Genomic DNA, 15,344 nt, shown 5'->3' on the forward strand with positions numbered 1-15,344 from the left:
ATTCCCTTAATAGATCCGGTCAATAACAGCGCGGGCCGTCTTTTCCTTCATCACTTTGGTCCGGTCTGAATGACGCCGTGCCAGACTCTCGCAGATCAGGTCAATAATGAAGAGCTGTGAGAGCTTGGCACCAATCGAGCCGCCCTCCAGCGGAGTCTCCTTGCCCGCAGTCAGCAGGACGATATCGGCGATGGCAGTAATCGGGGATTTCGCATAATTCGTAATCGCAATGATGGTGGCCCCGTTCTGTTTGGCCTTCATCAGCATATCGTTGGTATCCAAAGTGCTGCCTGATACGCTGATACCAAAAGCTACATCTCCCGCTCCCATCGTGACGGCCATCATGGATTGGATATGACTGTCTGCGACCGCCTCTGCCCGCCGGCCAATCCGGAGGAAGCGGTTCTTGGCATCCATAGCGGTAATCCCCGAGGCTCCGACGCCAAAAAATTGTACGTACAGCGCCTGGTCGAGGGCATGCACGGCCTGTTCCAGCCGCTCCCGGTCCAGCAGTCCCATGCTGGACTGCAGAATATTCATCATCGTATCGAACACCATACCGGGCACATCTTCATCGCCGCCTGTTCCTGCAGAGGCATGCCGCCTGCCCGTCTGATCCTGGGCCAGCGCCAGCTTGAAATCCTGATAACCCTTGAAGCCAATTTTGCGGCAGAACCGCATGACCGTAGCCTCGCCGATGCCTACAAATTCAGCAAGCTCGGTCACACTGTAGTAGATCAGATCATCACTGTGTTCCAGAACACAGGCTGCCACCTTCTGCTCGGATTTCGTCAATGACGGATAATAGGTATTAATACGGTCTTTCATTTCCATGAATTAACATCACTGCCTTCCGCGCGGCTTCCGCAAACCGCCTTGTGATCAACTGGGGACGTGAGATGGCGGATCCGACGACAACGGCATGGGCACCAGCCTGCAGCGCGGCCTGCACCTGCCCGGGCTCCTGAATTCGCCCTTCTGCAATGACCGGAACCGGCAGAGCGGCAGCCGCCGCCTGCACCAACGTCAGGTCAGGACCTTCCAGCTGCGGAGAGTAAGGCGTGTAGCCGGACAGTGTAGTCGATACACAGCTTACTCCCAGGGTTCCGGCATATACTGCCTCTTCCAGGGTTGAAATGTCGGCCATCGACAGCAGTCCCCGTTCCTGTATATAAGATACCATACGCTCCAGCGTAACCCCGCCGGGTCTCGGGCGTCGCGTGGCGTCCAGTGCAATGAGATCGGCCCCCGCTTCAGCCAGCTCATCAATCTCGCGGAGTGTCGGTGTAATATATACATCGGAATCAGGATAGTCGCGTTTGACCAGCCCGATCACTGGCAGCGATACCGCCTTCTTGATCGCCTGGACGTCAGCCGCGCTGTTTGCGCGGATGGCCGACGCTCCTCCCTCCTGTGCAGCCAGGGCCATCCGGGCCATGATCTCTGATCCGTGCAGCGGTTCGCCGGGCAGAGCCTGGCAGGAAGCGATTAACGTGAAGCGCAGCTGCTGCAATATGGCGTTCATCGTACTCACCCTCTCACCCTCTCTCCTTATTCTATCGGCGTTCTCTCTATTTCCCTGATTTACGGATTTATGGCTGCAGCGGTAGGACAGGCTGCTCTGCGGGCGTGTAGCCGACCGTCAAGCCGACCTCAAAGGTTCGGTTCCAGGGCATATAGCAGTCCAAAATATGAACGCTTCCTTCCTCCCCGTTGATCTTATCCTCCAGTACAGCCTGAAGTCGTTCCTTTACCTGTGCGGCTGCCGTACCGCGGTGTCCATCCAGCTGAAATTTGCTGAGCCCCATCTCCTCAACGATTCCGCCGTTCATCTCACTGCGCACCACCGCACAGTAGCACACGTCTTCAGCATAACGAAGGGCAAGGAAGTCCAGGTGCTCCGGCGTACCCCCATAGAGGGAATACAGCATAGCCTGTGCGATAACGGTCCCAAGCGAATTAGAGCTGGTATTCCAGGCAGCATAGCCTGCAAGCTGAAAGAGCAGGCCTTTTTGGCGCAGCATTTTGACCAGCTTCAAATCCCCGCCGTTGGCATATCCTACATCCGCTACAGCAACCGGCTTTCCTCTGCTGCGGAGCATATGGCTGCCGTATTCCACCAGCTCGATCAGGTTGCGGTAGACGTCATAGCTGAAGAATGGATGATGCTGGGACACCGCCTCTGCCATCGTCTCACCGGGCGTGCTGACGAGCAGTACCCAGTCAGCTTCTTCACTGCTGGAGGCAATAAGGCCGCCAGCCGCCGTGATCTGGTATTTCAGCGTCTCGTAGAAGAAGCGGTCCTCGAACAGCGGCGTGACAAATGCACCCTGAACGGAGGACAGACGGGGGTAGACCAGGGGAGTTACGCCCTTCGCTTCATTAATCATCCGCGCCAGCAGTGTGCAGCCCACTTCATCAGCTCCGGGGTACATGTAGGCCTTCAGCTCCAGATCCAGCTCTGTAATGCGGGAGCGCACGCTCTGCTGATCCTTGGCCGTGTGGCCGTAAGGAGCTGAATCGTCCTGCGGCAGGATCATAAAATCGATCACTCCGTCAGCCACCAGCTCCAAGGCGCGGCGGTTGCCTTGCATATTGATGGCCCTTCGCCCCAGATAATCGTTCAAGATATCTGCCGGCAGTCGGCGGTTGATGTCATTCAGCTCCACCAGTTCTTCGGGCGACGCCATACCCAGCTCTTCACGATGAGCGATATAACCTTTACGGAAGATTTCCCTTCCCCAGTCGGCGTAATAATCCGGTTCTTCATCAGACAGGGAATACTGCGGGCAGCGCATGATCAGCTGAAAGGCATAAATTTTGAGCTGCGGGTGCCGCTCCTTCAGACGGCGCAGACGCTGCAGCCGTTCGTCGATCTGGCTGAACTCCATTGCGTGCAGACGGGATGGAATAATACCGCCATAGAGCAGCGTATCAAGCGCAATAACCGCCCCTTCTGCGCGGGCAGCCGCCTCATCCAGCCAGTCCCATAACGCTTCGGCGTCGCCGGGCTCCTTCTTGCGTCCCATCAGCTCGAAAGGGGCACGCTCCAGGGTAAACTCGGTTCCCCGTGCCAGCAGGCTGGGGAATTCATAGTTACAAGGCCGCTCATCCAGCGGAATGAAAACAATGGTTTGCTTTGAATTCATAGTCGTCTCCCTTCAGCTCTCACATGAATTAGCGATCATTCCCTGCCATCCGCCGAATGATTGCCGGATATGGATTCCATTACGGACAGCGCCTCGGATGAAGCTGGAGAACCACCCGCTGCCAAGGCCCCCTCTCTGGACGCATACCGCCCTTTCTCGTCCCGCTCCGCGAATCCCAGACGCACGGCTGCTGCAAGTGCTGCATTACAGCCAAGCTGGACCGGTGAGGCCAGGCACAGCTTCAGCTTCTGTTCTGTGAGGGAACCGCCGATGGCCGCAGAACCATTTGGACTTCCTTTAATCTCAGTATCCTCATTCAGGTCTACCAGCTGATCCCGCAGTGCCGCCCACAGTCCCGCTTCCTGCTCGGCCCGCTCCAGCCAAGGTCCGGCCTCTTGCTGGAATTTCGCATTCTCCAGCTGGCGCAGCCTTGTGACTGATCGCTGCAGACGGTCGAAATACCCGTCCAGCCACACCGTATCGCCAGCAGCCACAGCCTGTTCAACCTCTTCATAACCGCCGAAGTATAAGCGACTGTTCAGATTCTGTCGGCAAAAGAACATCATTTCCTCTGCAGCCGGTCCTGCAAATTCCTCCACGGCCCAAGACCATGATAAGTCCGGCATGTAGCGTTCACTGTTCCACATATAGTGGGACATTGTGATCAACGTAATTTTGGAGCATTCCCACTGGTTCATCGGATTTGCAACCATACCGGTATGTCCTGTATCATGCAGCCTGGAATACCGGTTGCGCATCGGATCCAGGAACAGACGGTCCTTATCACAGTCATTAACAGGAATGTTGTCCCAGAGCCACAGATCGTGACCGTAAAAATCCCGGTTATCTCTGGCGTGCTCCTCTCCAATCTCTGGAGCGAATACGAAATATCCGGTCCAGAACACCTTTACCTCCGGCTGCAGCTGTTCCCGCATATCACGTTTGTACTCCGTATCCCAGTATGACCAGTATTCAGACGGGCACATGGCCAGCGTATGAACAGGAAGTCTGGCACCAAGCCAGTCGTTCATTCGGTTCGTGATATAAGCGTGCGCCCGGCCAGAACGTTCGAGAAAATGCCGGTTAGCACCGGTCAGCACATAGTCAATATCGTCCATCAGCAGGGCAAAATGCCGGATTCCCAAAGAGATCATCGCTTCCAGCTTACGGGTCAGACAGGCAAAATCCGCCTCACTGTCGAAGGCCAGATCATTTCCCGGACTAATACAATAATAGAAATCCACCTGATAGCGGTCGCACTGCTGCTTCAGTTCAGCGATCCGCTGAAAATCATCTTCCGGATACGGGTCCCGCCACAGCTCCCGGTGGTAGGGGTCATCCTTGGGCGCGTACATGAACGAATTCATCCGGTGATCAGACATGAACGCAATGGCATCCATCCTGTCATCGAAGCTCCAGGGAACTCCGTAGAATCCTTCAATAATGCCGCGCACGGGAAAAGACGGTTCATCCTGGATGTTCACGATCGGCAGCGTGCACTGCTGCCCATCCCGTTCCAGGAGATGCTGCAGGGCATTCATACCGTACTGCAGCCCTCTTTTGTTCGACGCATGAATCTGGATCTTCGCATCCTTCCGGATCTCCAGACGGTAGCCATCCGCCTTCAGTCTATTGTCATAATGCAGCTCCAGTTGGGCGTTCCCGCGCTCACTGGCAGCCACGCCGGGTCCCGGAGGAAGAATCAGTGCAATGGGGCCGCCTTCCTGCAGCAAGCCTTCATACTCCTGGTTCATGGCATAACGGGAAACCAGTTCACACACCAGCCTTTTCCCCTGCAGCTGCAGGCGTTCACCCGTCTCCATATAATCGCGAAAATAATACTGCCTTTTCTGCTGTGTCAGATGCATGCTGCTGCCTCCTTGATAGTGTTAGAATCAGCATTTGATAATTCGTTGCTCTAGCCTTTTACCGCGCCTGCTATCCCCTCCATGTAGTAACGCTGGGTAAAGAGGAACACGAGGATAATCGGCAGCACGGATATCATCGTACCGGCGGCAATCCAGCCGAAATTGTAGGCAAACTGTCCGTTTAGAGTCGTCAGTGCGGCGGCCAGCGGGTACTTATCCGGGTCATCCAGGACGACGATCGGCCACAGGAAATTATTCCAGAAGGCCATGACCTCCAGCAGTGCAATGACCGCTATCGCCGGCTTCACCAGCGGCAGAATGAGCTGCCACCAGATACGGAACTCGGAGGCACCATCCATTTTGCCGGAATCGCGGACGTCGATCGGAATGCCAAGAAACGTCTGCCGCATCAGGAAGATGTTGAATACGGATACGGCTCCAGGCAGCACTACGCCGAGAAAGGAGTTCGTCAGGTGAAACGACTGGATCGTCAGGTAGTGCACGATCATCGCTGTCGATGACGGGATAATCATCGTGGCGATCAGCAGGCTGAAGACCAGATTCCGTCCCCGGAAGCGGAATACGGCCAGAGGATATCCGGTCAGTGCGGCGAGCACAATGTTGAAGACGACTCCCAGCGCCGTAATGACAACCGTGTTGAAGATATATTTGGGAAAGTCCATAAACTGCCAGACCTTCACATAGTTGTCGAAATCAATGAACGTCGGCAGGATGGCGGGCGGTGTGGAAAAGACGTTCTTACCCGGCATCAGCGATACGCTGAGCAGCCACAGGAACGGGCCCATCATGAACAATGCCAGCAGCACAAGCATGAGATAGAGAATCGTCATTCGCACGAGATCCCCGGGCTTTACTCTACGCCGGGCTGCCTTGTACCGAGCTGCGGGATGCCCTCCTGTCTGAACCGGGGGAGATGAAGCTGCGTTATTTTTGATCGTATCCATCAGTAAGGGTTGATACCGCCTTTCCGGTTCAGCCTGAACACCAGCACACTCAGTACAGCAATAATGACACTAACGATCAGACCGAGGGCCGATGCATAACCGAAGTTAAACTGCTCCAGACCCTTCTGGAAAATATACACACTCGAGGTCAGCGTCGAGTTACCGGGTCCGCCTTTGGTCAGGATATAAATTTCATCGAATACCCGTACCGCGCCCATCACCGAAATCAGCGTGCAGAACAGAATGTACGGACGCAGCAGAGGCATCGTAATGGTCCAGATCATGCGGAAACGTCCGGCTCCGTCTACACGAGCTGCCTCATACAGATCAGCAGGAATTCCCTGCAGCCCTGCAAGGTATAGCATCATATAATAGCCGAGCCCTTTCCACAGCGTAATGAACATCAGGACATACAGCGCAGTCTTGCTGTCAGACAGCCAAGAGACCTGTTCACTGAGAATACCTGCCTGCATGAGGAGATAGTTCACCACACCGTTATTGCTCAGCAGCCAGCTCCAGATCAGCGCGACCGCCACCATGGACGTTACCACGGGGATATAGTAAGCTGTCCGGAAATATTTCACCCCCGGAATTTTGCTGTTCACCAGGATCGCCATCAGAATGCTGAGCACCTGAATGAATGGGACGACCAGAACGTATACCAGGGAGTTCCATAAGGATATAAGAAAATTCTGATCCTTGAACGCTTTGGCAAAGTTATCGAAACCCACATAATGCGTCTCCGAGATAACGGAATAGTCGGTCAGCGACAGCGGTATTCCATAAATAATCGGCCAGAACACAAAAACGGCGATAATCAGCAGTCCAGGGGTCATGAACGCCCAGGCTGCGAAGGTTTCGGTCCGCATCCATTTCACCATTAAGCACACACCACCCGGATAGTTAAAATGACAGGGAGGAGGCTCCAGGCCTGCGCTCCCCGAGTACATTTATCTCATCGACTTAAATGATTGACTCCAATCATTGACTCAAAATCTGATTCACTTCCTGCTCCGTCTCGGTCAGCGTCTGTTTGACATCCGCACCGTTCAGAATGATCTTCTGCAGGCCGCGGGCAATCGCACTGTTAATGTCCTTGGCGTTCGGCACACCCACCATATAATCGGCCGCCTTGTCGAGGCCTTGGGCGGATGCAATCTTCGCTTGGGCTTCGAGCGTGTTATCCGACTGGGTGAAGAACGGATCCTTGATGGACTCCTTCGTAGAAGGCAGTGTATTAGCCGCCTTGGAGAAAGCCGTCTGATTGGCCGCATTGGTTACGTAGACTGCAAAGTCAACAGCTTCCTTCTGGTGCTCCGACTTTACCGGCACGACCACATCCATCGAGTTGGACAGACGCAGATTGCCTTTGCCTGTCGGCAGGGGAACTGCGACCGTATTTTTGTACACGTCAGGTGCAGATGTCTTGATGAAGTTAATGAACGTTGAGCCTGCCAGCTCAAACGCCACCTGTTCACCGGAATAATACTGGATCTGCTTCGTAAAATCAGCGTCCTCCTTCAGGACAACCCCTTCATCCATCAGTTTCTTCAGGTTGTTGATCATCGCCTCGGTGTCTGGCGTATTAAAGGCCGCCTTCGACTTGTCTTCGCTCAGGATGGAGACACCGTCAATCGGCAGCAGCTTGGATACAAGCTGCTGGGCGTAGCCGGCCTTGCCGGTTTTGGCTTTAATCTGGCGTCCCCATTCTGCCAGCTCTTCACGGGTTTTCGGCGGATTCGCCGGGTCCAGTCCTGCCTGCTTCACCAGCTTCGTGTTCATGAAGAGGACCTCAGTGCCGGTATACCAAGGAAGCGCATAGGCTTTGCCGTCAATGACAGTTGAGTTATAGATTCCGTCGAAATAGGCGCCCTTCTGCTCATCCGTCAGGAAATCATTAAAGTCCACCACCGCCCCCTTGGAGCCCATCTGGCTTGCAAACTCAGTGTTCAGATTGACTACATCTGGACTCTTGCCGCTCGCAATGCTCGTCAGCAGCTTGTTAGTCACCGCATCATACGGATAGTCCTTCCAGTCAATCTTTACATTGGTGTGTTCCTTCTCGTAGCTGGAGATGAGTTCGTTAAAATAATCGGTAAATGTTGGCTGAAGTGCAATCGTCCAGAATTCAAGCGTGATCTTCTCTCCGGCGGATGATCCGCCCGTGGATCCGCCAGCGCTGTCCGTGCCCGATTCCTTGCTGCTGCAGGCTCCCAGCAGCATGGACAGAAGCACCACGCTCAGCAGCATCACAATGAAACCTCTCTTGTTCCTTTTCACAGAACTTCCCCCTTACAAGTTAGGATGGCAGGAACATCACCTTTAAGCTAACATCACAAGGCAGGTTCCTTTATGGAGGACGGTTAGGATTGGCAGAATCCAGGTAATTTATGGATCATTTTTCCTTTCCGTTTCTCTTTAAGGGAGATTATAGCAGGTATTTTTCATTTGTGGAGTTTTATTTCAAAAAAATATATTTTGAAGGAATATTTTTTCTTTTATATGTAACGTATAGATGTAAGTGTCATGAAATATTATGAAATGAAAGATTGGAGGAGGGAAAATAAGAAAACGATAAAAGCCCCTTTCATCGTTCAAGGGGCTTTCTTAAGCTGTATTGAGTCTTAAGAAGTCTATATTTGTGTTCTTAAGCCAGCTTTAGAGTCGTCAGTGGTTCCAGATTTCCCGCCGCTGTTTAACGAAATTTCAATAATGGCATCCAGCAGCTCCGGATAGGAGATCCCGGCCGCTGAGGCACTCTTCGGCAGCAGACTGTTCGCCGTCAAGCCGGGCAGGGTGTTCACCTCCATCACATAAGGAATGCCGTCCTTTACCATCAGGTCTACCCTGGCGTAGACCCTGCATTTGAGTATCTGATAGCACGTCAGCGCCGCTGCCTGCACCGCCTGCTCCAGTGCGGCAGGCAGCACAGCGACTGTCTCTTCAGCCATGCCGGTTACATATTTGGAATCATAGTTAAAGAAGTCCGCCTGGTGCCGGATGGAAATCGTCGGCAGCAGTTTGCCGTCCAGCAGGCCGCAGGTCAGCTCTTCCCCCTCAATATACTGTTCAATCAGCACTTCGCTGTCCCATCGCCAAGCCTCTTCAACTGCGTATATGAGCTGCCTCCGGTCCGAAGCCAGTGTAACACCGACACTGGAACCGCCGGTGTTCGGCTTCACAACCAGCGGATATCCCAGCCGTTCGGCCAGCTCGAAGGGAATCTCTTCTCCGGTACGGGCCAGTACCCACGCCGGCGTGGCCACACCTTCGGAAGCGATCAGCTTCTTGGACAGGTGCTTATCCATACAGAGGCTGCTCGACGTCACACCGCTTCCTGTATACGGAATACCCAGCGTCTCCAAGGTTCCCTGGATCGTGCCGTCCTCCCCGTATTTACCGTGCAGGGCCAGAAAGGCCAGATCCAGCCCTTCTACCTGTCCGATCCAGTCTGCGCCCTCGCCCAGCTCAATCGGCATGATTTCATATTTGTTCTGATCCAGATGTTGCATGATCTCCCTGCCGCTCTCCAGGGAGACGGCCCGTTCTGACGAATTCCCACCCATGATGACTCCGACTTTCATGTGACTCCTCCTGTTATTCATTCGTTTGCCGGTTCCCATGTCCGGATGGTCCGGCCGATGACTGAGATCCCCCGTTCGATCTGCTCCTCCGTCAGACGCGAGAAGCCCAGCCTCATCGTATGGCGCCCGCCACCGTCGGTATAGAACGTTTCCCCAGGGGTGAAGACCACCCCCTGCTCATAACATTGATCCAGCAAAATTTCGGTATCGACGGCCGGGTCCAGCTCGACGAACAGATGCAGTCCGCCGTCTCCCGACAGCCGCACGAAGGGAATATGCTCTCTGCACGCATGAACCGCAGCCTCATAGCGCGATTTGTAGACCTGTCTTGCCTTTTTCAGATATTTGTCAAAATAACCGTTATGCAGATACTGATAAAGCAGGGACTGGTCAAGTGTCGATGTGTGAATGCTGCGTGCCCGTTTGACGCTCTCCAGCGCATCGATCAGCTCCCGGTCAGCCGCAAGCCAGCCGACCCGGATGCCCGGAAACAGAATCTTCGAGAAGCTGCCGATATAAGCGACACCGTTGCCGGCTCCTCCCGTTGCGATCAGCGGCGCTACATGCGCACCCGAATAACGAAGCTCTTCACTGAAGCCGTCCTCTACGACGGGTACCCCATAACGGCCGAACAGCCGCAGAGCTTCCACTCTTTTGTCCGGAGACATCACAATACCTGTCGGATTATGATAGGAGGGGATCAGGTAGGCCAGATCGTAAGCCTGCTCTGCCAAGGCCGCCTCCAGCTGTTCCAGATCGAGGCCGTCAGGCTCCATCGCTACCCCCCGCACCTCAAAGCCATGCATCCGGAATAAACGGAGTGCCGAGTGATGGGTCGGGTTTTCGCACAGAATGCGGCCGCTGCGCTTGCGGAAAGAAGAGAGCAGCAGATCCAGTCCTTCCGTAAAGCCGTTCGTGATCAGAATGTCCTTGCCGAACATGTCGGTCCCTTTGCTCTCCATATAACCTCTGAGGTAGTCAATCAAAGGCTGATAACCCTGGGCATACCCGTAATTTAGCACTACTTCTCCTTCGATAGAGACCCGGTCCAGAAAGGCACGTTTGAAATTATTAAGGTCAAACAGCTTCTCATCAGGCGCGATGCTGCTGAAGGCAATCATCCCCCGTTCCGGCCGCACCCCATGCTTCAGCGGATCCATCTCTTCCGCTACGCCGGCATAGTCGTTGATCCGGCTGTTCCAGTTCATCTCCCATGCAGCTACGGAAGGACCGGCAGCTTCCTGTACGAAGCTCCCTTTTCCTTGTATAGAGTAGATCAGCCCCTCCAGCTCCAGCTGGTTATAGGCGGCAATGATCGTATTGCGGCTGACACCGAGCCTGCCTACCATCTCACGAGTCGAGGGCAGCTTATCATGGGGCTGCAGGGCCGCCGTCCGGATCATCTGCTTCAGGAAATCATGCACCTGCAGATAGACCGTTTCCCCCTCACGGGGCCTGAAATTGTTGAACATCTGAGTCATCTCCTTATCCGTATCTTGACATAATTTGCAGGCAGGAGAAAGAGCCGCTGCTGATGCAAATGCTGCCTTCGCTGGTCTGCCTGTCCAGGCAACAGTAAAAAACCGGATTCCCCCGCAAGGGAGAATCCGGTCTGCATTCGCTATTTTCCAGAGATCAATAATAAGGCGCCATGAACAGGTATACAACTACACCCGTGATGCTGACATACAGCCAGATCGGCATCGTCCAGCGCGCAATGCGGCGGTGCTTCTGAATCTGCATCGTCCAGCCCCATACGACCGTAAAGAGTGCCAGCGGCACGATGACGGCTGCGAGAAAGCTGTGCGTAATTAGGATAAAGAAGTAGATCGGGCGAAGGATCCCTTCTCCCCCATATTTCGCTGTATCCGGCGATACATAGTGGAACGTCAGGTAGGACACGAGGAACAGAAGGGTTGTCGTAAAGGCGGCAAGAATAAAAGCCTTATGAACCTTTACATTTTTGCGGATAATCGCAATCAGTGCAGCCACCAAAAAGATAAATGTGAAGCTGTTAAAGATCGCATTCAACCGTGGGAAAATCGTTAAATCAAAGCTGACTGAGCCCTGATAGCCGATCGGCGAAAAGAACAGCAGCAAAATCACCACATTCGCAATTACGGACACAGCAATGATCAAAGCGGTAAAGTTTCTATTCGAGGTCGGAACGTAAGGCTGCTCAGCCTGCTTGTCCCTTTGGTTAGTGCTCATTTCCGCAGTCTCCTCCATCATTAGCATTCTATATCAATTATATTGCTCACAATCTCCATATGGGAAGTGACAACACTTTGAACATTTAGCTTTTTCCTCATTTACCTCTATTCTGGGCAAAAGATTATCCTAGCAATCCCTCTTTTTTTTGGCTTTATATTATTATAAAAAACAAAGACCTCCCTGAGGAGGCCTTGGCTCTCGTTGTAGGCTGATAGACAGGCAGCGGGGATTCGCCGCCAGCTCCTTCAGCATCCCACCGGTTTTATACACCCGGTCCATCTCCTTTTCCATCTCACGGATGAAAACTGCTCATTCGAATTATGGCCGATCACTGCACAGCGAGGTTGTCACGCGGAACAAGCCTTGATGTCCCCGCAGCTTGGCCAGTGACTCTACATAGAAATAATCACCATAAATTATGGAATGGTTGACATACAGCTGCTCGGGATAATGAACCGTCCCGTGCGTCAGAATGCCTTCGCTATCCCCATCCCGCTGGGTATAGTCTTCATGCAGCCGCCGGACCAAATTTCGGGCTGCCGCCCCATAGTGTTCTCCCCGCGCCGAATAACGCTCCAGTTCAAGCAGTCCGCTTGCCGCAATGGCAGCGGCCGATGAATCCCATGCCTCCCGGTGCCCGGAGGGAGCCCGGAAATCCCAGCAAGGCACTGCCTCCCCGCCCAGCTCTTCCAGGAAAAAATCTGCCGTGTTCTCGGCAATCGCCAGATGTCGCAGATCACCGGTATAGCCATAAGCCAAGGCAAACCCGTGCAGGGCCCAGGACGTCCCGCGTGCCCAGGCAGAACCTGCGCCAAAGCCCTGCCCTCCATGTTCCCGCTGCATGTTTCCGCTGGAAAGGTCAAATTCCACCACATGCCGGATGGAGCGGTCCTCGCGGACGAAAGTCTCAGCCACTGTATTGGCATGGCGGACGGCAAGGGCTGCATAACGCGGATCGCCGGTCTCCTCCGTGGCCCAGTACAGCAGCGGAAGATTCATCATGCTGTCAATGATGGCAACCCCGCGTGTGTCCATGAAGGGTGACGGAAAGTTCCAGGCACGGATAAACGCACCTGTCACATTATACCGGGCTGCCAGCAGATTCGCGGCAAGCAGTGCGCGCCGGCGGGAATCCGCATGTCCGGTCGCCCGGTAGGAAGCCACACCGCTAAGGAGCCAGATGAAACCAAGATCGTGGTCGACCTTCTCCGGATCATCCAGCACCGCGCCCAGCTGTTCTTCACAACGGGCTGCACGTTCGGCCAGCTGCAGCTCCGGATGCTCCAGATCCACCAGCCAGAGCAATCCCGGCCAAAAGCCTGCGGTCCACCATTCCGGTTCCCGTTCGTCATACCGGCCATTCAGTACTACATGCGGGAAGCCACCCCCGATCCTCCGGGCTGTTCGCAGAACAGCCGCTTCTGCTTCGCTCCAGGCGGTCTGAAGCCAGTTAGACTCTGATATGGTCATGGTTATTGCCGCTCCCTTCTCCTCTTGCTGCTGTCTCGGATATGCCTTCTCCGGCCGTTTGCCGCCCGTTTTGATCCAGGGTAATCACGAAGGATATTTCCCGGTGATCCGGCGCTTCCAGACGAATTCCTTTTAACCATCCGTTGCGGGAGGCCACCTGATTCAGAAGCGGCGGTTCCGTCAACCGGGTTCCCGCTGCTGCTGTGATGACCAGTGCAGCACCGCCATAACGGACAGAGGCCCGATCCTCTCCCACCGCGATCTCACTGTGCTCCCTGCCGTCATAAGCGAAGAGCGGCAGAAGCGCTCCCGTCTTCTCCACGTCTCCCTTCAGCCGGTAGGTCACCTGAATATGGCCCGGCCGCTGGCAGAAGCGGGCACTCACCTGCGATACCCCGGCAAAGCTGCCGCTCCAGCTTACTTCCCATTCGGCACAACCCGCAGCGGCGGACAGGAGCCGGACTTCTGCCGTGCCGCCCCCATCAGCCGGGTCGATGCCGATATCCCGGTCGAACGGCTGGCTGCCCCGGATTCCCTCTGACAGGCTGTGCCAGGTCCCATCCAGTGTCATCCAGGCCGGACTGTAGCTTAGGGGAAAGGTCTCCCCCTCGGCGAAGCCGGTAAATCCGCGGTCCAGATGCCCGCCCGCGGAAGGACCGATCAACGCCGGCAGGCCGGCGCGTTGAATACGGACGATGCCGGGAATATTATACGGGTCGTTCAGCGAAGTCTGAACGACCACCTGCTGTCCCGGCACCTGGGCGACGACGGTCTGGAACCAGCCGTCCGTCACCAGAACCCGGCTGCCCGCTTCAGCCGGCACCGGCATCTCCGGCGGCAGAGCCAGTCGCTCCTCGTGGAGGAGCGCATAGGCCAAGGCAGCCGCCGTCCAGAGGTTGTAGCAGGTATGATTGGTGTATACCTCATACCCATGGCGGTCTGCCGGGCGGTAGTAGTTGCGGACGATGTGGAGCGATCCGTCCGCATCACGCCAGCGGTCCACCGCCGCCCAGCAGAGGTTGGCTGCCCGCCGGAATGCGCCGGCCAGCACCGTCTCGCCCGCAGCCTGTGCCTGCTGCGCCTGGTCTGTGAAGACGAAGGCCGCGGCGCCTTCGTTCCACTGGTGCTGGGAGCTGCGGCCGCGCGGCGGCAGCTCCCCGAGCGGCGAGAGCGTCAACAGCGAGCTCAGCGCGCCCTGGCGCAGGCTGCGGCGCAGCTCCTGCGCGGCCGCTCCGCCGTAGCCGGCTGCGCACATCACGCCCAGGTGATAGCGGGTGACGATGTCATAGGCGAACGGAGAATTCGGGAGATGCAGCGGACCGTCCTGGTAGAAACCGAGCGGAGTGAACCGCGGCAGGTGATACAACTGCAGATATTCATCCATCCAGCTGCTCTCTGAAGCCAGTCCTTCCCGAAATCTCAAGTACTCGCCCGAAATCATAATCGCGTTCCAGTTGATCATCCGATTTGGATTGTTCTGCCTGCGCATCGTGAATACATAATCGTCTTCCGGTTGAATCTGGGACAATGCTTTCCGCCAGACAGCAGCCTGCCCCGGCAGCCTGGGGCTCAGCAGGCGATACGCCCCCATGATCAGCACCGGGAAGAAGTCCGGGTGCGAATCGGGAGCCTGCCCGCTCGTCAGCAGTCTGATGCTGTGAGAGAGCGCCTTCTCTGCTGAGGGCAGCAGTTCTTCATAACCGTGATGTACCAGCACCGCTGCTGCCAGTGCATATCCCGGTGTGGAATAATAGCGCTCGGCTGCGGAGTAAGGATCAATGATTGCCCCCAGCTCGTCCTGGTAAACCGAATACGCCGTCACCAGATTCAAAAGCAGATCCAGCTTACGTTCCCCGCTCCAGCCGGTAGGCTCAAAGCTGCCGGACTCTGTATCCGCAGCAGCGGTATGGATGTAATCTTCCAGCATCTCTCTCCAGGGATAAGCTTCCGGCACAAACGGACTGCCCTGAGCCTGTTGATCCCTTGCTTGGTGATCTACCTGTCTTTCGCCGATACCATGCCTGTTCGATCCCGCTTGATTCATATCCTTCACTCCATTTCATATGAATGGTTGATGCGCTGCGATGAACCTCG

General features: G+C 55.2%; 12 protein-coding genes. All 12 read right to left on the reverse strand.

Going from position 1 to position 15,344, the window contains the following annotated elements:
• Positions 1 to 6: 6 nt before the first annotated feature.
• A complete protein-coding gene (locus tag Q5741_RS10490; protein ID WP_305024033.1) occupies positions 7 to 834 on the reverse strand; it encodes a MurR/RpiR family transcriptional regulator in 828 nt (275 codons plus the stop codon).
• Positions 812 to 1,525, reverse strand: coding sequence for an N-acetylmannosamine-6-phosphate 2-epimerase (locus tag Q5741_RS10495; protein ID WP_305024073.1), 714 nt, complete (start codon positions 1,523 to 1,525; stop codon positions 812 to 814). Before Q5741_RS10495 ends, Q5741_RS10490 begins: the two co-directional genes overlap by 23 nt.
• A 67-nt stretch (positions 1,526 to 1,592) precedes the next feature.
• The gene (locus Q5741_RS10500) at positions 1,593 to 3,149 is read right to left on the reverse strand and encodes a DUF4127 family protein (protein ID WP_305024034.1); all 1,557 of its coding nucleotides are present in this window, start codon (positions 3,147 to 3,149) and stop codon (positions 1,593 to 1,595) included.
• Between the two features lie 35 nt (positions 3,150 to 3,184).
• Entirely contained in the window at positions 3,185 to 5,017 is a 1,833-nt protein-coding gene (locus Q5741_RS10505) for a protein O-GlcNAcase (RefSeq protein WP_305024035.1), read from the reverse strand.
• A 50-nt stretch (positions 5,018 to 5,067) separates the two neighbouring features.
• Complete coding sequence (locus Q5741_RS10510) at positions 5,068 to 5,868, reverse strand: carbohydrate ABC transporter permease (RefSeq protein WP_305024074.1); 801 nt, start codon at positions 5,866 to 5,868, stop codon at positions 5,068 to 5,070.
• Between the two features lie 113 nt (positions 5,869 to 5,981).
• Positions 5,982 to 6,863, reverse strand: a complete 882-nt coding sequence (locus Q5741_RS10515; protein WP_305024036.1) for a carbohydrate ABC transporter permease — start codon at positions 6,861 to 6,863, stop codon at positions 5,982 to 5,984.
• 100 nt (positions 6,864 to 6,963) lie between these two features.
• Positions 6,964 to 8,262: an ABC transporter substrate-binding protein gene (locus Q5741_RS10520; protein WP_305024037.1), complete on the reverse strand. Its 1,299-nt coding sequence runs from the start codon at positions 8,260 to 8,262 to the stop codon at positions 6,964 to 6,966.
• A 353-nt stretch (positions 8,263 to 8,615) separates the two neighbouring features.
• A complete protein-coding gene (locus tag Q5741_RS10525; protein WP_305024038.1) occupies positions 8,616 to 9,566 on the reverse strand; it encodes a D-alanine--D-alanine ligase in 951 nt (316 codons plus the stop codon).
• Between the two features lie 17 nt (positions 9,567 to 9,583).
• Entirely contained in the window at positions 9,584 to 11,038 is a 1,455-nt protein-coding gene (locus tag Q5741_RS10530; RefSeq protein WP_305024039.1) for an aminotransferase-like domain-containing protein, read from the reverse strand.
• 163 nt (positions 11,039 to 11,201) lie between these two features.
• Positions 11,202 to 11,777 carry a DUF420 domain-containing protein gene (locus tag Q5741_RS10535; protein WP_305024040.1) on the reverse strand — a complete coding sequence of 192 codons (576 nt, stop codon included), beginning with the start codon at positions 11,775 to 11,777 and terminating at the stop codon, positions 11,202 to 11,204.
• A gap of 321 nt (positions 11,778 to 12,098) precedes the next feature.
• Positions 12,099 to 13,250 carry a glycoside hydrolase family protein gene (locus tag Q5741_RS10540; RefSeq protein WP_305024041.1) on the reverse strand — a complete coding sequence of 384 codons (1,152 nt, stop codon included), beginning with the start codon at positions 13,248 to 13,250 and terminating at the stop codon, positions 12,099 to 12,101.
• The gene (locus Q5741_RS10545) at positions 13,231 to 15,294 is read right to left on the reverse strand and encodes a glycosyl hydrolase (protein ID WP_305024042.1); all 2,064 of its coding nucleotides are present in this window, start codon (positions 15,292 to 15,294) and stop codon (positions 13,231 to 13,233) included. Before Q5741_RS10545 ends, Q5741_RS10540 begins: the two co-directional genes overlap by 20 nt.
• Between the last annotated feature and the right edge of the window lie 50 nt (positions 15,295 to 15,344).

Origin of the sequence: Paenibacillus lacisoli, assembly GCF_030580655.1 — a bacterium.
GTDB lineage: Bacteria > Bacillota > Bacilli > Paenibacillales > Paenibacillaceae > Paenibacillus > Paenibacillus lacisoli.